The 25,628-nt window shown below is 72.2% G+C and carries 12 protein-coding genes; 8 read left to right on the plus strand and 4 right to left on the minus strand.

The annotated features are described in order from the left end of the window. The first annotated feature begins 82 nt into the window (after positions 1-82). A complete protein-coding gene (locus tag HT134_RS24520; protein ID WP_175602805.1) occupies positions 83-2,587 on the plus strand; it encodes a polysaccharide lyase family 8 super-sandwich domain-containing protein in 2,505 nt (834 codons plus the stop codon). A 3-nt stretch (positions 2,588-2,590) separates the two neighbouring features. On the opposite strand, the gene HT134_RS24525 is transcribed toward HT134_RS24520, so the two are convergent. Further along, on the minus strand, positions 2,591-2,824 hold the full coding sequence (locus tag HT134_RS24525) for a hypothetical protein (RefSeq protein WP_175602806.1): 234 nt from the start codon (positions 2,822-2,824) through the stop codon (positions 2,591-2,593). Between the two features lie 426 nt (positions 2,825-3,250). On the opposite strand from HT134_RS24525, the gene HT134_RS24530 reads away from it, so the two are divergent. The 7 genes from HT134_RS24530 to HT134_RS24560 all read left to right on the plus strand — a co-directional run bounded on the left by HT134_RS24530 (position 3,251) and on the right by HT134_RS24560 (position 19,948). Next, positions 3,251-4,252: a WD40 repeat domain-containing protein gene (locus tag HT134_RS24530; RefSeq protein ID WP_175602807.1), complete on the plus strand. Its 1,002-nt coding sequence runs from the start codon at positions 3,251-3,253 to the stop codon at positions 4,250-4,252. Positions 4,253-4,366: 114 nt separating this feature from the next. Further along, the gene (locus HT134_RS24535; protein WP_175602808.1) at positions 4,367-5,227 is read left to right on the plus strand and encodes a DUF4132 domain-containing protein; all 861 of its coding nucleotides are present in this window, start codon (positions 4,367-4,369) and stop codon (positions 5,225-5,227) included. Continuing rightward, positions 5,224-10,152: a DNA-binding protein gene (locus tag HT134_RS24540; protein ID WP_175602809.1), complete on the plus strand. Its 4,929-nt coding sequence runs from the start codon at positions 5,224-5,226 to the stop codon at positions 10,150-10,152. The genes HT134_RS24535 and HT134_RS24540 overlap by 4 nt, the downstream gene beginning before the upstream one ends. 27 nt (positions 10,153-10,179) lie before the next feature. Beyond that, positions 10,180-11,352: an ATP-binding protein gene (locus HT134_RS24545; protein ID WP_175602810.1), complete on the plus strand. Its 1,173-nt coding sequence runs from the start codon at positions 10,180-10,182 to the stop codon at positions 11,350-11,352. Then, positions 11,349-14,840 (plus strand): vWA domain-containing protein, encoded by a 3,492-nt coding sequence (locus HT134_RS24550; RefSeq protein WP_175602811.1) that lies wholly within the window; start codon positions 11,349-11,351, stop codon positions 14,838-14,840. Before HT134_RS24545 ends, HT134_RS24550 begins: the two co-directional genes overlap by 4 nt. A gap of 47 nt (positions 14,841-14,887) precedes the next feature. Next, complete coding sequence (locus tag HT134_RS24555) at positions 14,888-16,918, plus strand: SWIM zinc finger family protein (protein ID WP_312888393.1); 2,031 nt, start codon at positions 14,888-14,890, stop codon at positions 16,916-16,918. A gap of 144 nt (positions 16,919-17,062) precedes the next feature. Then, positions 17,063-19,948 (plus strand): NACHT domain-containing protein, encoded by a 2,886-nt coding sequence (locus tag HT134_RS24560; RefSeq protein WP_175602813.1) that lies wholly within the window; start codon positions 17,063-17,065, stop codon positions 19,946-19,948. A gap of 475 nt (positions 19,949-20,423) precedes the next feature. Here the strand turns inward: HT134_RS24560 and HT134_RS24565 are convergent, their stop codons facing one another. The 3 genes from HT134_RS24565 to HT134_RS24575 all read right to left on the minus strand — a co-directional run bounded on the left by HT134_RS24565 (position 20,424) and on the right by HT134_RS24575 (position 25,508). Then, entirely contained in the window at positions 20,424-21,014 is a 591-nt protein-coding gene (locus HT134_RS24565; protein ID WP_175602814.1) for a hypothetical protein, read from the minus strand. Beyond that, entirely contained in the window at positions 21,011-21,289 is a 279-nt protein-coding gene (locus HT134_RS24570) for an Ig-like domain-containing domain (RefSeq protein ID WP_175602815.1), read from the minus strand. Before HT134_RS24570 ends, HT134_RS24565 begins: the two co-directional genes overlap by 4 nt. Positions 21,290-21,386: 97 nt before the next feature. Beyond that, the gene (locus HT134_RS24575; protein WP_175602816.1) at positions 21,387-25,508 is read right to left on the minus strand and encodes a LamG-like jellyroll fold domain-containing protein; all 4,122 of its coding nucleotides are present in this window, start codon (positions 25,506-25,508) and stop codon (positions 21,387-21,389) included. Between the last annotated feature and the right edge of the window lie 120 nt (positions 25,509-25,628).

Raw genomic sequence — 25,628 nt, forward strand, 5'->3', positions numbered from 1 at the left:
TGACTTGACGGCTCGGACAAAATAGATCATGTAGGGCCAGCCCGGCATACCCCCCTACGGCCTGGAGCCCGCAGTGCCGCACATGTCCCGTCGCCAGGTTCTCTCCCTGCTTCCCGCCGCCGGCCTGCTCGCCGCGGTCGCCCCCACCCCCGCCTTCGCGCGCACCTCGACCGGCATCGACCACGCCCGCCTGATCTCCAACACCGTCGCGATGCTCGCCGGAACCCCCGACGTCAACGCCCGCCCCGAGGTCGCCCCCAAGCTCGCCGCGATCCTCGCCGCCGCCAGGCAGCGGCTGACCGCCATGGACAAGGCAGGCGACGGCGAGCTGTTCTCCGGCCTGCGGCTCGGCACCGACGACGTCAACCTGCGGCTGGCCTTCCAGTACCTGTACGAGATCGCCCTCGCGACCCGCACGCCGGGCGGCCCGCTCCTCGACGACGCGACCGCCCAGCGGCGGGTCCTCGACGGCCTGGTGTGGCTGCACGAGCGCTACTACGGCGACCAGTCGAAGGGCTACTACGGCAACTGGCACAACTGGGAGATCGGCATCCCCACCCACGTGAGCAGGACCCTGGCCCTGCTCGCCGACAGGGCGCGGGAGGAACGACCCGACCTGACGGCGACCTACATCGCCTCCATGGACGCCTACCTGCGCAGCGGCAAGAACGGCGACGTCGACCTCGACTCCCGCTTCCACACCGGGGCGAACCTGGCCGACATCACCGCCAACCGCATCCTCCAGGGCGCCCTGACCGGTGACGACGCCCGCGTCGGCAAGGCCATCTCCGACCAGGCCACCGTCTTCGCCACCATCGACCCGTACGACCTCCAGCACGGCAACACCGACGGCTACTACCCCGACGGCTCCTTCATCCAGCACCACTCTGTCGCCTACACCGGCTCGTACGGCAAGGCCCTGCTCACCCGCGTCGTCCAGACCCTCAAGGTGCTGGAGGGAGCGACGAGCACCTCGGCGGACCTGCCCGGCGTGGTCCACCGCTGGATCGCCGACGGCTTCGCCCCGCTGATCTTCGAGGGCTGGCTGATGGAGATCGTCAAGGGCCGGGCGGTCTCGCGCACCGGCACGGGGTACGCCGACGTCGGAGCGGTCGTGGAGGCCGTCGCCGATCTCGCCGACCACGTCGCGGACCCGCTGCCGCTGAAGAAGTACGTCAAGTTCCTGCCCGCCGCCGACACGACCGCCTTCGTCTCCCCGGTCAGCATCGCCCGGTACGCGGCCATCCGCGCCGACGCCGCCATCCCCGCCGCCGACCTGAACCCGCCGGAGCGCTGCGTCGCGTTCAACGCCATGGACCGTACCGTCCACCGGCGCCCCGGCTACGCCTTCGCCCTGGCCCGCAACTCCGAGCGGATCAGCAAGTACGAGTACATGAGCGGCGAGAACCTCATGCCGTGGTTCCAGGGCGAGGGCGCCTTCCACCTCTACCTCGCGGGCGAGGACCAGCGCCAGGTCTTCGGCGTCGACTACTACACGACCGTCTCGCCGTACCGGCTGGCCGGGATCACCGCGCCGGTGGAGGAGCGGCGCACCGTCCCCGAGCTGTACGGCGGCCGGCTCTGGTACGACAACCCGGGCCACCCGCTGAACTTCACCTCCTCGTCGGAGTCGCAGAACACCTACGTGTACTTCCCGCGCGCCGGCAACGCCTTCTCCGGCGGCGCCACGCTCGGCGCGTACGGAGTGGCCGGCATGGTGCAGTCCGACGACGTCGCGTACACCGCCAAGCAGGCCGGCATCCTGCCCGACGACTTCGTCGCGTACCGCAACGCCCGCGCGACCAAGTCGTGGTTCATGCTGGACGACGAGATCGTGGTGCTGGTGGCGGGCGTGTCCGGACAGGGCGGACGGGACGCGGTGACCACCGTGGACAGCCGCATCGCCGCCCCCTCGGACGCGGTCGCCCTGAGCGGGGAGGGCTGGGACGGCAAGGCGTGGCAGGCGGGCGACACCAGGCCGCCCCGCTGGCTCCGGTACGCCAACGACACCCGCCGCACCGCGATCGGCTACGCCTTCCTCACCCGCCAGCCGGTGACGGCCGGGCTGGAGACGGTGACCCGCAGCCGCCGGGTCGTCCGCACCTCCAACCCGGACACGGCAGTGACCAAGAACGTCTTCACCGCGTCCGTCACCCACCCGGCCTCCGGCGGGGTCTCGGCGTTCGCGTACGCCCTGGTCCCGAACGCGACGGAGGCCGCTCTGCGCCGTTACCCGCGCGGCCCGCTGACCGTCCTCGCCAACGACGAGCACGTACAGGCGATCAGGCACGAGGAGCTCGGGATCGTCGCCGCGAACGTCTTCGCCGACGGGCCGCGTCCGGCCGGGCGGTTGCTCGTCGAGGGCCCGGCCTCGGTGATGGTGCGGACCAGGGACGACCGTACGGTGGTCGCCTTGTCCGACCCGACGATGAAGCAGGACCGGGTGTCGGTTCTCCTGCCGGGCGCGCGGCTGAGAGTGGAGAAGGCGGACGAGGGGGTGACGGTACGGCGGGTGCCGGGCGGCACGCTGGTGCGGGCGACGACGCGGCACGCCTACGGCCGCACCTTCACCGCCACCCTGCGCTGACGCTCAGCGCGTGACGCGCAGGGCCCATTCGACCGAGTCCGGCGCCTGGACCCGCACCGTCAAGGTCTTCCTCCGCCCGAGGTCGAGCCGGTTCATGATGGGGCTGATCAGGCCGTCGAGGCAGGTGAACGGCATGGCCACGTCCGGCTCCAGCCGGATCTCGGCCTTGCCGGCGCCTCGGCAGTTGAACAGCACCCAGAGGTCGTCCTTGCCGGGCGGGATGTCCCCGATCACCATGGAACCCTTCGTGGGGCCCGCCTTGAGGACCGTCTTCGTGCCCGCGTCGAGACCGGGGAGACGGAGGGGTGCGCGTGCAGCGGGTGGCCGCGTGCTCACCACGGTCGCGGCGGGCGTCGGGCGTTCGGTGGGGACGGCCGACGTGGTAGCGCCCCGCCGCGCCTGCGTCTGATCTGCTGGACGCGAGGGTGTGCAGGCCACCGCCAAGAAGACGAGAACGCAGGAGATGAGCGAAGGCGTTACCTGTCGGATTGTCATGTCGAGATCACCTTTGTTTGACGTACCAGCCGACGTGCCACGGCGTCCACGCGGTCCCGCTGCTGCTGTACGTGGAGACACTCCCATGACGACCGTGCCCCGGGTGGCGATGACGTCCGTTATGGGATCGGCATCAACCTCGCGCGGGGACGAGAGATCCAATCCCGTGTGAAGATCTTCAGCGGGGCGCTCGTCGTCCTGTCCGCTCTCGTGGCAGTGGCCGTCCCGGGCGCCGCCCGCGCGGCCGTGCCGGCGGCTGAGCCGGTCGCCCCCATCCAGTACGCCGCCGTCTCCGACTGCGCCGAAGACCCGCACGACGCCGCACAATGCGGCCCGTGGTGGTACCGGACGACCGACGGCAGGCGCCACCGGCTCGACGGGGTCGCCGGCACGACGCAGCCGGTCGCCGTCAGCGGAGACGGCCGCCGCCTCGCCTACATCAGGGCCAAGGACGCCCGGCTCGTCATCCGGGACCTCGACGGCCGGACACGGGCGTCACGGGCCAAGGCGTGGCCGTCGAAGTCGGAGCTCGACGTCACGCGCGTGAGGATGTCGTACGACGGATCGCTCGTGGCGGTGGACTGCTGCTGGGCCGGCTACACCGAGCACCCGGCGCGGGTCTACGACGCCGCGACCGGCGCGCTGCTGGGCAAGGTGCCGGGCGTGTCGGTGCACGAGGACGCCCTGAGCTTCAGCGGCGACGGCGACCAGATCCTCGTCAGCACGGACAAGGACAAGTCCGGCACGCTCAGCGTCCACGACCTGAAGGGCAGGCGGACCGCCGCCGTCGTGCCGCCCCCGCTCATCGGCGACAACGCGGCCACCGCCGCGCTGAACGCCGACGGGCGCACCGTGGCGGTCTACGTCACCGGACGCAAGCCCAGGATCGCCCTGTACGACCTGCAGGCCGGGCTGGTCACCGCCACGTATCCCGTTCCCGCGTCGGGCCAGAAGATCGAGCGCGACCCCGCGGAGGACAGGATCGTGGAGGCCGACACGGAGGTCCGGCTCGACTGGACGGGCGACTCCGCCCTGCGGATGGTCAGGAAGGTCGGCTTCAAGCCGGTGCGGGTGCAGGTCTACGGCATCGAGATCCCCAGCGGATCGGCGCGTCCGCAGCGTGCCTACGCCATCGCCCGAACCGCCGGCGAGGCGGTCAGCGGCCGGTGACGTCCGCGCCCCGAAAGTGATCCATTTGTCGGTCCGGGCCGCTAGCGTTCCCGCAACGTCGCGACGGAGGTCGTGGCGTTTCGGCATCCCCATGACCTCTGAAAGGCGGGCGCGTTGGGTTGGCTGGCGGCGGGCGACGGATATGAGGTCGCCCTCATGGAAGGCCGGGTGGTGGCACGCTCCACCAGCGGCCGGGCGGCGGGGCGGCAGCTCAAGTCCCTGCCCAGGACCCTGCGTGAGCATCCCGAGGTCGACCGGCTGCGCCGGCTGGCCGAGTGGCTCGACCGGCACGCGGCGGCGTGCGTCGCGCAGGTGGACACCTGGATGGTGTCCTCCCTGCCCGTCCCGACCGGGCTGCTGGCCCGGGTGTGGCCGGACGAGGCGTGGCAGGCGGCGCTGCGCGACCTGGCGGTCGTCGGCGACGACCCCGACGAGGTCGGGTTCCTGCGCGACGCCACCGCCTCGGGCGAGCTGCGGGTGGTCAACCTCGACGGCGAGACCGTCCGGCTGTCCCCGGAGACGGTGACGCTGCCTCATCCGGTGCTGCTGCCCGACCTGGACGATCTGCGGGAGTTCGCCGCCGAGCTGGGGGTGACGCAGAAGGTGGAGCAGATCCACCGGGCCACCTGGCGCAAGCCCGCCGAGGTGAAGCCGCGGGCGACGCGGGTGACGGAGTTCGCCGGCGGCAGGTACGCCTCCCGGTTCGGGCTGGCGGCCCGGGCCACGCAGCTCGGCTACAAGGTGTCCGGCGGCTACGCCACGTGCCGGGTCCGCGATGGGGGACGCGTCGCGGAGGCGGCCGTGTGGATCGGCGAGCCGTACTGGGACAGCGAGATGGAGACCGGCGACCTCACCTGGCACGACCAGGACGGCAGGTCGCTGCCGCTGTCCGAGGTCGGGCCGGTGGCCTGGTCGGAGGGAATGCGGATGGCCGCGGCGCTGTACGCCGGCCGGCAGATCGAGGAGGGGTCGTGACGGGCACGTCGCAGCCGACGGCGGGAGAGACGGCGCGGGAGCTGCTGAAGGCGGGGGCCGTGCTGCCGCCCGGCGCCGAAGGGGCGGGCGAGAACGCGGTGCCGCTGGTGGCCCGCGCCTACCGGCACCCTGGCCTGGACGATCGGGTGGTCGTCCGGCTGGTGGCTGACGAGCTGCTCGCGGCCGAGGACCTGGCGGCCGGGTTCCTCGGGCTGGAGCCCGAGGGCGAGCCCGAGGTCGTCGGCGTCGGCCAGCGCCGCTCGCTCGGCTTCCCCGAGTGGGTGCTGGTACGCCACCCCGGCGACGGCCACCAGGCGCTGGCCGTCGTGCCCGAGCTCGAACGCATCGCCCGGCAGGCCAAGTCCAAGCCCAAGGCCGCGCTCGACGCGTACCAGGAGCTGGCCGGCCGGCTCGGCGCGTCCGTGCCGCACTTCCTGCCCACGTTCTACGAGCAGGCCGGCCGCGTCTTCACCGGCGTGGAGAACGCCACCTACGCCGGCCAGATGTTCTCCCACGCCCGCCGGGCGGAGGCGCAGTACGGGCTCGACGTGGACGAGGACCGGCTCGACGCCGTGTTCCTGGAGTTCGCGCTGGCGGGGGCGCTGCCGGTCAAGGTGCTGTCCGGGTACGCCAGGGAGCTGGCCGGCCGCCTGCCCGCCGACGAGGCGCTGCGCCGCTTCACCCGGCTCTGCCTGCGGCGGACCGCGGGCGGGCTGCCGCCCTCGTCCCAGATGGCGCAGGACCTGCGCAAGCTCGCCCGCGCCGCGAAGACCGACGCCGACGTGGCCGAGCGCGCCTACCTGGCCGAGTTGATCGCCCTGCCGGCCACCCTGCGGGCCGCCACCGGCTGGTGGAAGTCGCACGCGCCCGCGATCGCCGCGCTCGCCCAGGACGACCCCGCCGTACGCGCGACGCTGCTGGAGATCATGCCGGAGGCCAGGGACCACGACATGCCGGCCGTGTGGCTGGAGATCCTGGAGTCGTCGGGAGCCGGCGGCGACCTGGCCGAGGGCGCGCTGCGGCCCGCCGACGGCGTCGCCGGCTGGCTGACCCGCTTCCTGCGGTTCCGCGACAGCGCGTACGGGCGGGCATCGCGCCTGCCCGGGCTCTACGCGCTCGTCGAGCGGCTGGGCGGCCCGCTGCGGGCCGAGCTGACCGCCGCCGGACGCACGCTGGGCGCTCCGCAGGACGTCGACCTGCTCGACCTGCTGCTGTCCGTGGACGTGCCGGTCGCCGACCCCGGCGAGCACCACTGGCTCTGGCTGGAGCAGTGGGCGGACGGCGAGGGACGGCGCGACCTGGTGGCGCTGGAGGCCGACGGCCGCTTCCGGGCCTCGTTCCGGTCGTCCGCCTACCGGTTCAGCGACGACGAGAGCGGCCGGCGCGCCATCCGGCTGCTGGCGGAGTCACCGGGCGGGCGGCCGATGCTGGCCGAGTGGATGCGCGAGGTGGCGCGGCGCTCGTCGGCCGCCGGGCTGCCCGACCTGCCCGACGCGATGCGCCGCCTGGCCTGGCTGCCCGGCGAGGCGCTGACGCTGGCCGAGGAGGAGGTGCGCGAGGCCGCCGCCGCGGACGTCGCCGAGGTGCTGGCAGGGACCCTGCGCACCGGGCTGATCGACGAGTACGGCTGGCCGGCCTGGGACGACGCCGTCGCGACCCTCGTGCCCCGGGAGAGGCCCCAGGACATGGTGGTCGCCGACGCCTGGCCGTACGTGATCGCCGCCGGGCCCGGCCAGGTTCGCGTGCTCGGCCCGGAGGGGACCGTGCTCACCCACGACCTGCGCGTCCCGGCGAACGACACGTGGGGCGAGCACGGCTTCCACTACGTGGACGGCGAACTGCTGGTCTACTGGCGCTCGCGGTCCCGCGACTACCGGCTGCGCGGCTACTGGCACACCGCCCCCGACCGGATCCTCGACCTGGAGGGCGACACCGGCGTCCGGGGCGTCAAGCTCGACTACCACCACGGCGACGACCCCGTCAGCCTGGCGCTGCCCGGCGGCGGCCGCACCACCGGCCATGCCGTGCTGCACCGGGGCGACACGGCGGTGCCGTCCGAGCGCGCGGTGATCAGTGACGGGACCTCGTTCTGGGTGTGGTCCTGGGAGGAGAGCGGCGGCACCACCGTCGGCTGGTACGAGTTCGACCCGGTCAGCGGGCGGCGGGGCCGCATGGGCATGCCGGGGTTCCTCGCCGACGCGCTGCGCGACGCACCCGCGGGCAGCGAGTTCGTGACCGGGCGGCTGCTTCCCGCCCCCTCCGACACGCCCACGCCTGTGGGCACGCCGGTGGGCGGCGTGTTCGGCTGCCGGGTGGTGCGGCTGCCCGACAGGTCCGTACGGTACGAGGACGCCGGCGGGATGAGCGTCACCGTGCCGGACGGCGCCGGGATCCCCGTGTCGGCGCTGAGGTTCCCCGGCGCCGAGCGGCCCTGCGCCGTGATGCGCGGCAGCTACCGGGTGGAGCTGGTCGGTCCCGACGGTGTGCTCACGGCCGTGATGAAGACCGACCGCGAGCCCGGCTCGTTCGGCAAGGGCACGGTCATCCTGCCGCCGGTGCGGTACTGGACGTACTTCCGGCCCCGCGACCCCGAGGGGTCGGCCGTGCTGCGCGGGATCGACGGCGACACCGCGGCTTCACTGCTCAAGGCCGCCGAGTCCGCCGGCGGGACCGCCGCCGGGTCCGCCGGTGGCGGGAAGGCGTCCGACGGGGACGACCTGGCCGCCCAGATCCGGGCGCTGCTGCCGGGCGTCACCGACGACGCGCTGGTGGCCGGCATCGCCGGGGTCGCCCGATTCGCCGCCCACCAGCAGGCCGCGCTGCGTGGCGTCGCGGCCAGGCTCGGGGAGGCGCTGGCGGGCGGCGGCCGGTCGCGGGGGCCCGCCGGGCCCTCCGACGACGTGATCGTCGAGGCGCTCAGCGGCCTGAACGTCCACGCCGACGGCTACTGGCACCGCACCGAACGGGACGGCCTCGTCCGCCAAGTCCAGGCCGTCGGCGAGCTGCTGTCGGAGTCGGACGGCGGCCAGGCCGCCCCGCCCGCCCGGACCCATCTGGACCTGCCAGAACTGCCCGGCTCCCGCCTGCGCTGGCTCGCGATGCTCGACCACGCGCCCGCCGTGGCCTTCCGCGCGGCGTCCGCCACGACCGGCCCCGAGCACCGCGCCACCCTGCGGACGCTGCTCGCGGGGCTGCGCGAGCACGGCCTGCCGCTGTCGGCCGCCCCCGACCGGTGGCGGCGGATGACGGTGCAGCTCGACGAGCGGCACGTGACCGACCTCAACGGCGAGCACCGCGACGGCACGTGGGTGGGGCCGCTGCCCCTGGGCGGCGGGGCGTTCGTGCTCTTCACGACCATGCTCGACCACAGCGGTTCCCGGGTCACCTGGGACGCGCTCTTCCACGACCCGCGGGGCCGGTTCGAGGTGCCGCCGCCGTACACCGTCACCTCCTCCTCCCCGGTCGGCGCGAACCTGCCGTCCGGCTGGGCCGAGGCGTTCCTCGCCGAGCTGGAGGCGCGCGGGCCGGCGCCGTGGCGGGCCGAGGCGGCGGAGGAGTTCGCCCGGCTGACCGGCGTCTCCCGGACGCTCGCCGGCCTGGTGGTGGCCGGGATGCCGGACGTGGACTCGTACCAGCGCGGCTTCCTCGCCAAGGAGGCGCGCGCGATGCTCGGCGTGAAGGTGGCCGACGCGGCGGTCGCCCGCGACCAGCTGCGCGACCTGCAGGCCGGGGTGCGGCAGGCCGTCGTCTCGGCGCTGCTGCCGGCCGACCCGGTCCGGCTCTGGACCGACGGTCCCGACGTGGCCGCCGCGGCCGAGGCGTGGAACGCCCGGGTCGGCCGGCAGGTGGCCGTGCCCGAATGGCTGGTCGCCGAGGCGGGCCGCGCGGTCAGGGCGGAGTGGGACACGGGCCGCGCGCTGCGCGCCCTCATCGACCCGGCCGCGACGCCCGAGCTGAGCCGCGACCTGTCCTGGTCCGTCCAGGGCGACCGCGTGCGCCCGGTGGACGGGCGGGCGGCGGGGTTCGACGCGGACACGCTCGTCTCCGTCGTCCCCATGGCGGCGTGGCTGGCCCACCGGCTGCCCGTCGGCGACCCGGTCCGCGCGGGGCTGCCCGCCGCGCTGGCCGCCGTCCGCGACCGGCTGGCCGCGCCCGGGTTCGTGCTCGACCTCGACCGCTACGTCAACCTGCCCGAGTACGTGCGGGCCGCGGGCGCGCCGACCGAGACCGGCGAGGGGTTCGTCCGGTACGGGAGCCTCATCCTGCCCACCGCCGACGACCGGCCCTCGCCCGGCATCCGGGTCGCCCTGCTCGACGGGGACGACCCGTACCTGCGGGCGCTGCTCGGCATGGAGCGGCCGTTCGCCGCCGAGACCGCCCTGCGCCTGGCGCGGGACCCGCGCTTCGCGGCCCTGCTCGCCGGCGCCGACGGCCCCGCCCGCGCCGACGGCCTCGTTCGCGGCGAGGAGGAGCAGTGGTGGCCGCAGGACCCCACGCGTTCCGTCCCCGGCCTGGTCGCCGAGGCGGCCGCGGCGCACGGGCTCGGCGCGGACGCCGCGGCCCTCTACCTCATGCTCCTGGCCATGCCGGACCCGACCGACCGCAACGTCGCCCGGTGGACCGGCTGGAAGCCCGCCCGGCTCAAGGCGGCCCGGACTGAGCTGGCCGCCACCGACCTCGTCGTCGAGGCCGACAGGCGGCGGGCCGGGCGCTCGCTGTTCCTGCCCGGCGGATGGACGGACCAGGCCGCGCCCCGCCTCCCCGTCGAGCAGTGGAAGCTGTCCATGTTCCCGCCGTGCCCGGGCGCGCCCCTGGTGCCGCTCGAACCCGCCGCCGACCTGTACGCCAGGGCGTGGGCACGGGTACGCGAGGGCGACCTGCCCCGCTACGAGGAGCTGAAGGTCAGGCGCGGACGGCGCCGATGAACCCCCCTATCTGTGTGAGGACTCCCCATGACCATGACCGATGACCAGGCGACGGCGGCCCCTCCGGATCGCCAGGTGCTCGCGGCCGAGGAGCGGTACGCGACCGAGCTGGCCTTCCTGGCCGCCCACGACGACGGGCCGCGCCCGCCCGGGTGGCTGCTGACCCCGCGGGCGGTGGTGACGTTCATCTGCGGCAGCGGCGGCGAGACGCTCGAGCTGCCCAAGGAGCGGCAGAGCGACGGCGTCCCGAAGCGCCTGAAGCTGGAAGCCAAGTTCGTGGGCGAACGCTCGCTCGTCGAGCGATGCGTGGTGACGCTCGCCGGCGAGCGCGGCCTGCTGCTCGTGGGCGAGCCCGGCACCGCCAAGTCGATGCTGTCGGAGCTGCTGGCCGCCGCCGTGTGCGGCACCAGCGACCTCACCGTCCAGGGCACGGCCGGCACGACCGAGGACGCCTTCCGCTACGGCTGGAACTACGCCCTGCTGCTGGCCCAGGGCCCGTCCCGGAGCGCGCTGGTGGACTCGCCGGTGCTCACCGCCATGCGCACGGGACGGGTGGCCCGGGTGGAGGAGATCACCCGCTGCCTGCCCGAGGTGCAGGACGCCCTGGTGTCGATCCTGTCCGACCGGCGGGTGAGCGTACCCGAGCTGGCCGGGACCGCGGACGCGCAGGTCGCCGCGGCGCCCGGGTTCACCGTGATCGCCACCGCCAACCTGCGCGACCGCGGCGTGTCCGAGATGTCGGCGGCCCTGAAGCGGCGGTTCAGCTTCGAGACCGTGGGGCCCATCGCGGACGCCACGGCGGAGACCGCGCTGGTCCGCCGCCAGGCGACCGCGGTGGTGCAGCGGGCCGGGGCGGCGTTCGGGGTGGACGACGCCGTGCTGGAGGCGCTGGTGACGGTCTTCCGCGACCTGCGTACCGGGCGGTCCGCCGAGGGGTGGGACGTGGAGCGGCCCGGAACCGTCATGTCCACCGCTGAGGCGGTGCAGGTCGCCGCCTCGCTGGGGGTGGCGACGGCGTACCTGCCGGCGGGTGACGTGCTCGACCTGGTGCCCGGCCACCTGCTCGGCGTGGTCCGCAAGGACGATCCCGCCGACCACGGGCGGCTGCTCGGCTACTGGGACGGGCCGGTACGGCGGCGGGCGGAGGACGGTTCGGCGATGTGGCGGCGGCTGTGGGACCTGCGGGAGAACCTCCGGTGACCCCTGACCCCAGGGAGGCGCTCGCCGCGCTGGCCGGCTGCGCCCGGCCGTACCTGATCGGAGTACGGCACCACAGCCCGGCGCTGTCCGTGGTCCTGCCCGAGCTGCTGGAGGCGGCCGACGCGGAGGTGGTGTGCGTCGAGCTGCCCGCGGACTTCCAGCCGTGGCTGGAACACCTGGCCGCCCCCGAGACCGTCGCGCCGGTCGCGCTGGCGGGGACGGGGGCGGACGGCCGGCTCGGGTTCTACCCGTTCGCCGACTTCTCGCCGGAGCTGGTGGCCGTCCGGTGGGCCTGGAAGCGTGGGGCGGAGGTGGTGTGCTGCGACCTGCCGCTGTCGGACGGGGACTGGCACGCGCCCGGCCTTTCCGAACCGGGCCCTGGGGCGGCGGTGCCGAGGCGGCGGTCCTTCGCCGACGCGCTGGCCGCGTCCGGCACCGGTCGCGAGGGCGACGACATGTGGGACCGGGCCGTGGAGGTCCTCGCCCCCGAGAGCGAGCCCGAGGCCGTGCGCCGGGCCGCGCTCGGCGTCGGCTGGGCCCTGCGCAGGGACGCGGAGGAGTCGGGCGGCGTACCGGCCAGGGACCTGGCACGTGAGGCCCGCATGCGGCGCGTCATCACCGAGGCCGCGACCGGCGGCCGGCGCGTCGCCGCGGTGATCGGCGCCTTCCACGCCCCCGCCCTCCTGGAGCCGGCGACGCCGTCGGCCACCGGAGAGCGGCCCGATCCTCGGCCGGAGACGGTCGTCTCGCTCGTCCCGTACGCGTTCGACCTGCTCGACTCCCGCTCCGGCTACCCCGCCGGCATCCGGGACCCCCGCTGGCAGCAGGCGGTGTTCGAGGCCGGCGGCGATCCCGACCGGATCACCGACGCCGCCGCCCGCGCCATCACCGACCTGTGCCGGGAGCTGCGCCAGGCGGGCCACACCGCCGGCACGGGAGAGGCCGCCGAGACCCTGCGCATGGCCTGCGACCTGGCCCGGCTGCGCGACCTGCCCGCCCCCGGCCGCGGCGAGCTGCTGGAAGCGGTGACGACCGTCCTGGGCCAGGGCGAACCCCTCGGCCGCGGCCGGGCACTGGCCCGCGCCCTCGACACCGTCCTCGTCGGCACGCTACGCGGCCGGACCTCGCCCGGCACGCCACGCTCGGGCCTCGGTCCCGCCGTGGAGGCCGAGCTGAAGGCGCTGCGGCTGCCCGGCCCGGACGATCCGGAACGCCGGGAGATACGGCTCGACCCGCTCCGGTCCGGCCTCGACGCGCGCCGCGAGATCCTGCTGCGCCGCCTGCTCACCTGCGGCGTCCCCTACGGCGAGCCGATCGAGGTGACCGGCACGGGCGACGCCTCCGCGCTCACCACCAGGTGGCGGCTGGCCTGGTCCCCGGCGGTCCCGGCCCTGCTCGACCTGGCGGGCGTACGCGGCGTGACCCTCGCGCAGGCCGCCGCGGGCACGTTGCGGGAGACGTACCGGCGAGAGTCCGCGGACGGCGGGCCCACGTGCCGGCTGGTCCTCGACGGCCTGCGCGCGGCGGCGCAGTGCGACCTGCCCGAGCTCGTCGCCGACCGCCTCGCCGAAGCCGCCGTCGTGCTGCCCGCCACCGCCACCCCGGCCGAGCTGCTGGACGCCCTCGACCTGCTCGAAGCCCTCCGCCGCGCACACCTCCCCGGCACCACGCCGCAGGCCCGCCGGCAGGCTGTCGAGCTGGCCGGCACCCTGCTGGAGGCGGCGATCCGGGCGCTTCCGGGCCTGGCGGGCAGCGACCGGCCCGAGGACGCCGCGGCCCTGGTCGCGCTGGCCGTCCGGAGCGGCGATGACCGCCTCGGACTGCGGATGGACGGCATGCTGGACGAGCTGGCCCGTACGGCGTCGCCGCTCATGCAGGGCGCGGCGCTGGCGGCCCGCGTCCTGCTGGACCTCGACGGGGCGGACGCGCTGGGAGCCCGGGCGGCGGGCTGGATCGACGCCGCCACCGGCCCGGACGGCCGCCGCCGCCTCGGCCGCCTGCTGGCCGGCGTGCTGACCGCCGCCGGACCGCTGCTCGAATCGGCTCCCGCGGTGCTCCATCCCCTCATGGACCGCATCGACGACCTGGCCGACAACGAGTTCCTGGACCGGTTGCCGGCGTTGCGCGGCGGATTCGACACGCTGACGCCGGCGGCGCGCACGCGACTGCTCGGCACGGTGTCCGAACGGCTCGGCGACCGGCCCGACCTGTCGCTGGAGGCGTCACCCGAACTGCTCGGCCTGTGGACCGCGGCCGACGCGGCGGCCCTGGCCGTCCTGCACTCACTGGGGTTGCCCGTGCAGGCGGAGGAGCCCACGCCGCCCAGCGAGAAAGAGGAGCGGAAACCCCGACCCGAGGTGTCAGCCATGCTGGCGCCGGTCGATCGGTGGCGGCTGCTGCTCGGCCGCGAGTCGCGGAAACTGCCGTCCCAGGCCCGTGCCTACGCGCGCGCCCTCGACGAACTGTACGGAGCCGGACGCGGCGAGGGCTCGGACGACTTCGACCCCGCGAACGGCGGCGACACCGGCGGCCAGGGGCAGTCGTTCCCGACGGCCCGGGAGTGGGCCGAGGAGCTGGAGGCGCTGTTCGGGGCCGACGTCCGCGAGGAGGTGCTGGCCGGCGCGGCCGACGCCGGACGTGTCGACGTGCTGGCGGAGCTGGACCCGGCTTCCGTCCGGCCGTCCGTCGAACTGCTGACGTCCGTGCTGTCCCTGGCGGGGGGCATGCCCGAGCAGCAGCTCGCCAAGTTGCGCCCGCTCGTGCGGCGCCTGGTCGCCGAGCTCACCCGCGAGCTGGCCACCAAGCTGCGCCCGGCGATGACCGGGCTGGCCAACCCACGCCCCACCCGCCGCCCCGGCGGCCCCCTGGACCTGCCGCGTACCCTGCGCGCGAACCTCCAGCACAGCCGCCGCCTGGACGACGGGCGGCTGGTGGTGGTGCCGGAACGACCGGTGTTCAGCACGCGGGCGCGTCAGGAGGCCGACTGGCGGCTGATCCTCGTGGTGGACGTGTCCGGATCGATGGAGGCGTCGGTGGTCTGGTCGGCACTGACCGCCGCCGTCCTGGCGGGGGTGCCGACGCTGTCGACCCACTTCCTGACGTTCTCCACGCAGGTGATCGACCTGACCGACCAGGTGACCGACCCGCTCTCGCTGCTGCTCGAAGTGCGGGTGGGCGGCGGCACGCACATCGCGGCGGGCCTCGCCCGGGCGCGCTCGCTGGTGACCGTGCCCAGCCGGACGCTCGTCGTGGTCGTGAGCGACTTCGAGGAGGGCGGTCCGATCGGCGGGCTGCTCGCGGAGGTGCGCGCCCTGGCGGGTTCCGGCGTACACCTGCTGGGTTGCGCCGCCCTGGACGACGGCGGGGCGCCGCGTTACTCGCTGCCCGTCGCCCAGCAGCTCGTCGCGGCCGGGATGCAGGTCGCCGCGCTCAGCCCGCTCGCCCTCGCCCGCTGGGTGGGCGACCGCCTTCGTGGAGAGAACCGGTGAACATGTCGCCCTCTTTGCCGCCGTCTTTGCCGCCGTCTTTGCCACCGGTGGCGCCGCACGTGGTGGCGGCGGCCGTGGAAGGACTCACCTCCCGGCTGCGGAAGAAGCTGGACGCGGCCGTCGCGCAGTACGCGGCCCTGCCGGTCGCGGTGGTGGACGGGGAGGGGGTGCGGATCACGTGCGGCGAGGACGCGGTGGTCACGCTCTCGCCCGGTGCTTCGGGCGTGGTCGCGGAGGAGGGCCAGGCACGGTGCGGTTGCCTGCTCGCGCCGAGATGCCTGCACCGGGCGGCGGTGCTGAGCGCGTGCCCGCTGGCGGACCCGACGCCCGTGGAGCCGGCCGCTCACGACGCTGAACCGCCGTCCACAGCGGAACCGCAACCCGCACTGGAACCGCCCTCCGCCCCGGAATGTGGGTCCATCCCGGAACGCCCCTCCACCCCGGAACATCCGTCCACAGCGTCACCTCCGGAGCGACCGGTGGCGGCGCCCGCTGGAGGACCCTCCTCCACGTTGACGGCGGCACAGGTGACGGCCGCGGCGGGACTGTGGGCCGCCGGGACGGCCGTGCTGGCGGCCGGGGTGTCGGCAGCGGGCGCCGTGCCACAGGCCGAGCTGCTCCGCGCCGCCCACACCGCCCGCCTCGCCGGCCTGCCCAGGGCCGAGGCCGCCGCCCTCCGCGTCGTACGAGGGCTGAGGTCGGCCCGCGAACAGCGCGTCGGCCACCGCCTCTCGGACCTCGTGTCCGCCCTTCGCGAGCTGCTCCTCATCTCCGGCCGCCTGGCCGCGGGCGACCCCGACCCGGCGCTGACCGGCACCGTCCGGCGCGCGTACGAGCAGGGCGGCAGCCTCCGCGTGCACGGCGTCTTCAGGGAGCCGGTGATCAGCGCGACGGGCTACGGCGGCGTGGTCACCCACGTCGTCGCGCAGGACGGCCGGTGGTTCTCGGTCGCCGACGTCAAGCCGGGCGGCGCGGCCCGCGCCCGCGGCGCGGCCACCGCGAGCGTCGCGATCGGCTCGGCCACGCTGAACCACGCGCAGCTCGCCAGGTCGGGCCTGCTGATCGTCGCGGCCACGATCTCCCCGGACGGCCGGCTCGGGGCGGGAAGAGGCGTCCGCGCCACGCCGGTCGCCGGCATGCCGTGGTCCGAGGGACCCGTGGGCGCCCTGCTCGCCCGCCCGCTGGCCGAGCAGGCTCTGGCGCGCCTGTCGGGTGAGGTGTGGAGCGAGTCGGACACGGAGGAGGTGGCCCGGGAGCCGGTCGCCTGCGACCTGATGATCGTCGGCGCGTCCGGCGACCACGTCCTGGCCCGCGTCCTCACCCCAACGCCGGACCGCGCAGGGACTACGACGCCTGCGACGACGGAACCCGCCTCTCCCGCAGGCTCTCCCGCGGCCTTTCCCGCCGCCCCTCCCGCGGGCTCTCGCGCGGTCGACGGGGAGATGCGGCCGCTGACCGGGCCGATGATCCGCCTGGTGCCGGCCAACCGGCACCAGGACCTGGCGCACGTGGCCAACCTCGGACGACTCGCCTCCCGCCCCGGGCTGTGCGTACGCGTCGTGGGACGCGTGGAACCGGACCGCGCGACCACGCTACGGCCGTTCGCCGTGGGACCCGTACCGGGAGCCGAGATGACGCTGCGCCTGCCCGCAGAGTGGCAGGACCGGGCGGACCTCGGCTACGACCGCCTGCAGGGCGCCCACCTTCCCCCGCCCGGCCCTCTCGACGGCCTGCCGGCCTCCCCAGAGGAGGCGGACCCGCTGGCGGGCGCGCCACTGTGGCGCGTCCGGCGCCTGGTCGAGCTGGCCGTCGCGGGCGGACGCCGCGCCGTGGCCGAGTCGGGCCGCGGCGGAGACTCCCGGACGCACGAGGCGTCGCTGCGTAGAGCCGGCTTCAAGTCCGCCGCCGAGCTGGTCTCCGCCCTCACGGCCGAGGCCGATCGGCGCGAACGGGACGTGTTCGGCCGCCTGACCGACCCCGGACTCGACCGGTACGCGCGGGCCTGGCTCGCCGCGGCCACCCACCTGGTCGCGACGGAACGCGCCCTCGTCCGGTCGTCCTGGCAGACCGGCGACTGACGACGGTACGGGTGACGGCCCGCTGCGTCACGGGGTGGCCGTCCGGCCCATGCCTTGGCCGTCGGCGATCACACCGCCGACGGCCAAGGCCGAATCTATGCGTCCCCGTACCAGGACAATGGGCTCTTTGATATTGCTACCGTCATGGACACCAGCCAGCTGCTGCCCTACGGCGGCGCCCTGCTCGGGTTGTTCGTGGTCCTGTGGCTGCTCGACAAGTTCACCGGCGGCATCGTCGAAGAACTCGGCAAGCGGACCCTGGACGGCCTCCTGCGCGGGCCGAGGCAGCCGGCGCTGGGACGGCGCGCGCTCGGCCGCTACGCCAAGCTCGTTCGCCACACGTTCGGCGCGCACACCATGGGCTTTCGCGCGGGCGACGCCCCGGTGACGGTCGAGGAGGTCTACGTACCGCTGCAGTACGAGTCCCGCGGCGTGCGGCTGGACATCGAGCGGCTGGTCCGGTCACGCGACCGCGTGGTCCTCCTGGGCGAGCCCGGCGCGGGCAAGTCGATGCTGCTCAAACATCTCATGCTCGACTGGGCGGATGATCCGCGGCGGGACCGCCGCGTGCCCGTACTGATCGACCTCCATCGCTTCGGCACGGCCACGTTACGCGACCTGCTGGCCGAGACGCTGGGTCACGGCAGACAGCCGATCGGCGCCGACCGGCTGCACGACGCGCTGCAGGACGGGCGGCTGCGCCTGTACTTCGATGGGCTGGACGAGGTGGCCCGCGACCATCTGCCCACCGTGCTCGGGGAGCTGAGGGAGCTGGCCAGCCGCTACGAGCGCTGCCCCATGGCGGTCACCTGCCGGGACTCGGTCTACAAGGGAGCGCTCGCCGCGGAGTTCGGCGCCCCGGTCGTGGTGGCCGACCTCGACGACGCGTCGCTGCGGGCGCTCTCACGCCACCTGGTCAAGGACGACGTACGCGCACACCACCTGATCGCCGCGCTGCGCGACGCCAGACCGGTGCTGGAACTCGCGCGCAGCCCCATGCTCCTCACCATGATCTCCTACCTGTTCCTGGAGGGCGTCTTCGGCGAGCAGGGAGAGAAACTGCCCAGGTCCCGGGCCGGGTTCTACGAACTGGCCATCCGGTACCTGCTGGGCCGCGACACCGCGCGCGGGCTGGAGACGATGACCCGCTTCGACCCTGACGTCAAGCTCGTCATCCTGCGGCGCCTGGCGCTCCTGCTGATGAACCAGGACGACGGGCGGACGGTCGGCCACCGCGACCTGGTGGCGCTGATCAGGACGGAGGCCGCGGACCTCCTCCAGGACGCGCAGGCGGACCGGCTGATCGACGAGATCGTGGACCGCAGCCGCCTGCTGGTCCGCCTGTGGCAGAGCGGCGGCCGGAGTTACGTCTTCCGCCACCTCACCCTGCAGGAGTACCTGGCCGCCGTCGAGCTGGCCGGGCGGGGCGAGGAACTGCTGGATCACTACCGGCGTTCCCCCGCGGTCTGGCAGGAGGTCGTCCGCCTGTGGTGCTCCATCGTCCCCCACGACTGCACGTGGTTGCTGCGCGAGCTCTACGCCGACCCCCGCTCACGGGTGCTGGTCCTGCGTTGCCTGGCCGAGGCCGAGCACGTCGAACCGGCCTTCGCCGATGACGTCGTCCTCGACTCCGTCGGCCCGGTCTCGCGCGGCATCGAGCTGCCGGGGCCCGCGCTCCGCGCGCTCGGTGCGCTGGCCGCCGTCGACGACGCCCGCGGCAACCAGGTGCTCGCCCAGTTCATGGGCAGCGCGCAGGCCGACTACCCGGCCATCTACCACGTGCTGGCCGCCTCGGGCCGGCGCGAGGCGCTGGACCGGCTGCTGGAGGCGGCAGGCACCTCCACCCACGCTCGTGGCGCGCTGCGCGCGATGGGCGACCTGGCTGTTCCGGAGCTGGCACGCGTGGAGCGCGACTGGGCCATCGACGAGCTGGGGCGGATCGGGACACCGGCCGCGGCCGACGCGCTGACCGGGCTCACCGAGCACACACGCGCCGTGTGGTGGCTGGCCGCGCTGCTGAACAGCGAGGACATCCGCGCAGCCCTGTGGTCAGGGGAAAGCGCGGGAGGGACGACCTGGATCAGCCGGCCCTACCGCGACGACTGGCCGCCTCGGCTGTGCGAGATCTTCGAGTCGGTGGTCAGCGAGCTGCGCGTGCGCGACGCGGCCAGACCCGCCGATCTGGACCTGCCGCCCGTCTTCCCACCCGTCGCTCTCGCCGTCCTGGCCTGCGACGACACGATCGGCTCGGGGACGGCGCCGCTGCCCGTGTCCCAAGAGGAGGAGCAGGCGCTCTACTGGTTCGAGCGAGCGGGGACGCTGCCGCCGAGCCTGCACAAACGGTCGCTCTCCGAGCGGGTCTACCGAGGGCTGGCCGCCGTCACCGCGGAACACGCCGGCAACGCCCGGCTGCACAGCGCCGCCCTGCACCTGGCCGACTTCGTGATGAAGCACCGCCCCATGCGGCCCGCGACGTTCCAATGCCTGCCCGCCCTCGAGTGGACGGTCTTCGCCGCCGTGGCCGGACGCCTCGACAGACCCTGGGGCGGCCGGCAGAGGTGGAGCCTGCTGGCAGAGGAACGGCCGGAGCCCCGGTTCTTACGCCGCCTCCTGGTGACGGGCGTGACGGTGGGCACGCTCTTCACGGCCGGCGCGGGGCTCTTCGGAGCGATGAACGCCGTGCTAGGTCACCGGACGTGGGAGCCGGGCTGGCTGCCGATCGCCACGGTGATCGCCGTGGCAGCCGCCATCGGAGGCGTGATCACCATCCGCTCGAAGCTGGGATCCTGGATCTTCTTCCTCGGACTGCCGGCAGCCTCGGCCTGTCTCATCACCTACAGCGGAGCGATGCTCAACGACTGGCTCGCCCCCTACGGCTTCCACACGGGCTGGACCGCCTACGCCGCAACGGCCGCCGCCCTGTCCCTGCTGGGCGCCTACTACTTCCGCGTGAAACGCCGCTGGGCCAACCCCTTCCGCCAGGTCCTGTCCCAGTGCGCACCCCACTGCCTCCCGGCGCCGCCCCCCTGACACACGCCAAGCCGCCGCTTCCCCATCCCCGGAAACCACCACCAACGGCACTGGCGGGAGATGAGGACGCTGCCGGCTGTACGGCGCGTGATCCGAGCTGTCACGGGCTTGGCGAAGCCATCAGGAGGGCTTCGAACTGGGGCCTGACCAGGCAAGGCTTTCGCAAGACCATCCGGATGTGAGTCTCCGTAAGCATGTTGCTGTAGCTGCATACGGGTGCTCCTTGGAGACCTGCAGGACCTGAGAAGCAGAAGATCTGCGGCAGAGAGCTCGAGGCAGTCGCCAACACATTCAAATCTGCGACACCCGCTTTAGAGTGGGGGTTGCCCTGCTTGCTCAGGCCTCTTGAGCTGGGCGGGTAGCCTATCCGGCACATAAATCGTGCAAGATCATCCCGAGTATGTCCCGAGCCCGATCGCTAGAGCAACCACGCGATCCGCGGGCTCAGAGCGCTGTCATCGTGTGGAGGCGCTGATCATTCGGCCCAGGCGTCTGGGATGCGGAGGATCGGGTGTGCACCCTCGAGCATGTCGCGGGTCAGCCGGACTCCGCTCTCCTGTTCCACGACAGCGAGTACGAGAGGCGGAAGGTCGCCGTCCACCCCGTCGTCGTCCTCGTCACTGGCCGGACGCAGGAGTCCGGCGTACGGCGTGAGTACGCCGTAGTCGCCGCTCTCGTGGTTCGCCGGATGGGACCAGTAGCCGCCGCCGTCCGGCTGTCTGCTGGCAAGAAAGGTGTTGCCGTCGATGTCCCAGGCCGCGAACCAGTGCCGCATCTCTGGTCCGGCCAGTCGGCCGGAGATCGCCGTGCCGATGCCGAGGCACCCGAAGTCGATGGTGGCCACGCCCGGCCCTATCTGTACGAGGGCCAGATCGTGCTCCTGGTCCACCAGGTACGGATCCGGCGGAATGCGAAGGCCGGCGGGGTCATGACCGAGTCGTCTGACCGCTTCCTCGACGGTGAGCACACCGTCGACAGGTAGCGTGAGGGTGTAGCAGAAGGAATCGAGGAGCAGGACGTCTTCTCCGATGCCTGCGTAGTAGTCGACGACCGACGCCCAGCTCACGGAGCGGTCCGGAAGAGCGCCGTGTGGTCATCCATGACGTTACCGCCCTTGTCCATCGCTCCCTTGATCGTGAGCTGGTAGGTCGTCGCCGGCGCGAGCGGCTTCAGCGGGACCACGACGTATCCCTCGCCCTTTTCGATAGGAGTCACCGAGAGAGGGACGTCGGCGCCTTCGGGAGCGTGGAGAGTGACGCTGACACCCGTCACCGGCGTGAGGAAGGCGATCCTGATCTCCCCGTCTATGGCGATGTCACCGTCGTCGTTGACGAACTGCACGCCTAAGTATGGTTGGGGGGCGGCCATGGTGGTGGTCTCCTGTCCAGGCGATGGGACCCGGCCGAGATCGGCCGGGTCCGCTGATGAGGGCTACAGGCTAGTAGCCGGGTACTTTGACGTCCACGAAGAACCGGTCCTGCTCGTTCTGGCGCTCCTTGCCATCGACGCCGAGTACGCGGTTGTCGTTGTAGAAGGAGCCGAGCTGGCTCCCATCACGCCCGTTGTTCCGCCAGTAGACGGGTCTGATCGAGTAGCGCAGTCCGTCCTGTTCACTCCTGTTGCGTGACGTCCAAGCGCCCTGGATCGTGGACTCGAACGGGTACTCGTCGCATTCGTAAACGCGCCGGTCCGCTGCGGGGTTGCCGTCCTTGTCGGTGGCAGGTTTACCCAGCACCGCGTCCTTACGGTCGAAATCGGAGAAGAGGATTCGGCACAACTTGCGTACCTTTTCGTTGTTCTTCTCCTTCCAGTAAGCCCTCGCGGTACGCACGAGGCCGGGGTAGGGCCCGTTGATCGATCCCGGGATCACCTTGTTCGTGTTCGTCGCCGGTTGTGTCAGTTGGGGCTTGTTGAAAGCCGTCCAGATGTGGCCTGGCACGTTGCGGTATGCGGTTTCCACGTTCTGTGGGTCATCTGCCTGCCAGGGTTTGCCGCCATAGATCTCGGTGGTCTTGTAGACCAGCTGTGCCTTGTCGAAGACGCAGCCGCTGCCCCTTAGCTTGGAGATGTATGCCGCCGAGTCGCAGCGGACCTGCGGGGTGGCGTCGGACCAGAAATAGCGGGGCTTTGTCGACGGGATGTCAGGCAACCACACCTTCGCATAGAACTTCGGATGGCAGTGCTCGATCTTGTCCGGACCGATGCCGTTGGACTCCTCCGATTGGAAGGTGAATGCGGCGACCTTGCCGGTATTCCACTCGTCCCACTTGCCCTGGACGTAGGTGTCCCCAAGGGTCTTGCAGCCGTCCTCGCTCTTGGAGCCGAAGGCGATGTACGCCTTCTGCTTGTATGTCAGGCCGATCGGGATGACGTTCTTCAGGGAGATCCTGAACTGCATGATGCGGTCCGTCTTTCCCTTTCCCGCTGGATAGGTGTAGCCGATCATCGTGACGGTCGACGTGATGCCGTTACCAGACCTGCTGCTCGTGTCACTTCCCGGCGGGGGCGGGCCGAAGGCCAACGAGCCGCTCGTCAGGCTCTGGATGGCGCACCAGTTGAGCCGTCCCGCGAGGTATCCGTCATCGGTTTTGCTTCTGGCCTTGGCCTCGTTCTTCCAGCAGTCGACGACGCGGGCGTCGTCATCCGCCGCGGCCAGCGCCCTGTCTCGTGCGTTCGCGATCACCTTCGCACTCGCGCGCACGGAAGGAGTCGAGGATGGGACCGAGGCCGGGCTAAGTCCTGGAGTTGCCACCGGCGCGGCCATGTCGGCCTGGATGGCAGCGGCGTCGAGCGGCCGGTTGTAGACGCGTACTTCGTCGATGATCCCGTGGAAGAACTCGCCCCAGGCGCTGTTGCCGCCGATGTGCAGGGCGCCCTCATCGAGGAGGAGCCTTCCGACTGGTTGTACGGCCACCTGCTCGCCATTGACGTAGAGCCGTGCCGTCGAACCATCGTGAGTGAGCGCGAGGTGGCTCCACTGCTCCAGTGCCAGAGGCTGATCGGCAGAGAAGCTCGCGGCGTTGCCCCCCTCAGGAGTCAGCCAGCCCGACGGGGCTCCGCTGCCGCCGGAAGCGTACAGGCCATAGGAACCACCGTTCTTGAGGTCCTTCATCAGTACCGAGCGCCAGGTGCCGATGGACGCCGGCTTCACCCACGCCGACAACGTCAGCCCGTCCGACAGATGCAGTGATTCGGCGTCCGCGATGGTCACCAAGCTGCTTTCTCCGTCGAAAGACAGGGCCTTGCCGTATTTGCCGGTCACCCACTCGGTACTGGACGCTGTGCCGTTGTTGCCGTGATTCGAGCTGTCGCCCGTGACCGTCCCGGTGCCCTCCTCGAAGCCATAAGCGGCAACCAGCCCTTCAACAGGGGTCGGCTCCCCGCCTTCGCATGGTCCGAGGTTGCTCCAGTCCGGACTCTGGTCGGGCTCGACGCCAACCTGCGCCTGGATCGAGGTCACCTGCCACACGTTGCCGTCGTGAGACACCTTGGTGCCGTAGAAATACTGCTCTTGAGCGCTCCATGCCGGCACCGTGCACTCTGGTGAGGTGCCGTCGCCCTTCGTGGTGAACGAGGCGGTGTAGTCCGTCATCGTGTGGCCGGCCGCGTCTTTGGCCGCCCGGACTTCCAGCCGGTAACCGGTCCCCGCCTTCAGCGGTTGCTCCGGAGTCAGTTCGAAGCCTTCGTTCTCCGACTCGGACAGCGCCGTCACTGTGGTGGGGACGTCGGTTCCAGCCGACTCCTTCAGTGCGAAGGTCTGACCGGTCACCGGTTCGGAGAAGGCCACACGGACCTTGACATCCGTTGGCACGCCGACGGCTCCGTGACCCGGATTGCTCATCACTGTAGGCGGCGTTTCATCGGGCTCTTCCGGCTCTGGCGCCTCCTCGAAGCCCGGTCCGGTCTGGGTGGCCTCCCACTCCAGTTCCTCCGGTGTCAGCTCAGCCGGAGGCACCGAATCCTCGGCCTTGACCACGACGTAGTGAGGGGAGGTGAGCGCAGCCTGGCGGGACTCCTCCTCCGTCGGAATCCGGAACGGGGCGACGGTGTCCTCGGTCTGCCTGGCGTGCATGTCATTGAGCTGCTCAGGCGTCGGCTCGAATTCGCCGTACTGCCAGCTGTCGACGTCGACGGCCTTTGGCTCGTACCCGATGATGAGTTTGGGGCCGTGGGCGTCGCCGGTGGAGACGTACTCCTTCGAGCGGTACGCGCGCCAGTTGGTGTTCTCGGATTCGTTGCCGGAGGTGAGCTGGAATCCGTAGTTTGGCTCGCCGTCAGCCCATTTCTGGGCGATGCCGTTCACGTAATGGATCAGGTCGTGCTCATAGTTCATGTAGCCGCGGCTGCATCCCGGCTTGTAGGCGCCAAGTTCGGTGTTGGCAGCCTCGTCGGTCACCCTCGGCTGGTTGCTCCACGTGAGAGTGGAGACGTCCCATCGCTCGATGATCCTGCGGGCGGTGATGCCGGAGCCGACTCGTAGGCCGCAGTCGTTGGAGTCGATGTTCCACAGGACGAGGTCGGCATTGGTCACCCGTCCGCCGCGCAGCGGAGAGTCCTGAGGGATGTCCTCGAAACGGATGTAAGTCCGCCAGCGGACCGTTCCGCTGTTGGTCATGCCGGCCTGCAGGTGGTAAGCGCCGCTGTTGGCGTAGCCGTTCTGGTAAGAGGAGTTGTTGATGAACGTGTCGTTGCCGTTGGGCAGCTGGGTCCAGACGGTGTCGTCCGCTACGACGAGGGTGATCGGGTAGGTGACGTCCGGACTGGCGAGGAAGCCCGCGTCGGGCTTGTAGATGAGCGCCTGCCCCGCTGTGGTCTTTTCGACCGCGGTGGTCACCTTGCCGACATGGCCTTCTTCACCGACCTTGAGATTCGCGCCGGCGTCGATCAACTGCGTGGCTGGGATCTCGGTGGTGCGGCGCTTGGCCTTGGCGGCACTGTCGCGCAAGACCGGCTTGCCCGACGAGGTCTCGTCAAGGGTCAGGCCGGCGGGTAGCTGGACCGGGACGGGAAGTTCCAGCGGGTTGGCCGGTCGTTGTCTGATGATCGCTTCTTGCCGGAACCCCGTGGGCGTCGCGATGACCGCGAGATCGACGCCTGGGCCGTAAGCGTCAGGATATTCGGCTCTGTTGGCCGACAGCTTGGGAGCGGACAGCTTACGGGGGGCGAAGATCTTGATGGTTGCCCCGTCGGACTGGTTCTTCGCGGTGAGCAAGTCTGTGCTGCCGCCGGGGGAGAGCGTGAGGCCGGCTTTGGTGGCGCGCGGTTTGATGGTGCCGTTCTCGGTCACCAGTGTGGTGTCGACCGGCTGCCAGTTGTTGCCTTGCTTGACGCGGATGGGGTCGGTGTAGAACTCGGTGGAGAGCGTCTTGCCGTCTTTGTTGGCGTAGGTGGTCGAGGCCTCGGTCTGCAGGCTGGGGATCTCCACCTGGCGGCCGGCCTTCTTCGCCTCCGCCTTGGCCGCGTCGACCGGCGCGAGCGGCGTGGCCTCCTTCGCGGAGGGACTCGGTGTGGGAGATTCCTGGGCGGCTGCTTGATTCGTAAGGAGGAAGGGTGTGGTCATGGACAGCGCGATTACTGCGGACAGTAATCGATTGCGGGCACGTCGTGATCGCGTTGCTGCGTTCAAGAACACCTCAATCGGTGTGAGGGGAAAAAGCTTGTTGATCTTTACATTCGCTTT

Source organism: Nonomuraea rhodomycinica, from assembly GCF_013363995.1.
GTDB lineage: Bacteria > Actinomycetota > Actinomycetes > Streptosporangiales > Streptosporangiaceae > Nonomuraea > Nonomuraea rhodomycinica.

What these genes read in the sequence shown, in the direction of transcription:
- HT134_RS24520 (WP_175602805.1), top strand. Translation starts at nt 83, where the DNA reads ATGTCCCGTCGCCAGGTTCTCTCCCTGCTTCCCGCCGCCGGCCTGCTC.
- HT134_RS24525 (WP_175602806.1), bottom strand. Translation starts at nt 2,824, where the DNA reads ATGGTGATCGGGGACATCCCGCCCGGCAAGGACGACCTCTGGGTGCTG.
- HT134_RS24545 (WP_175602810.1), top strand. Translation starts at nt 10,180, where the DNA reads ATGACCATGACCGATGACCAGGCGACGGCGGCCCCTCCGGATCGCCAG.
- HT134_RS24560 (WP_175602813.1), top strand. Translation starts at nt 17,063, where the DNA reads ATGGACACCAGCCAGCTGCTGCCCTACGGCGGCGCCCTGCTCGGGTTG.
- HT134_RS24575 (WP_175602816.1), bottom strand. Translation starts at nt 25,508, where the DNA reads ATGACCACACCCTTCCTCCTTACGAATCAAGCAGCCGCCCAGGAATCT.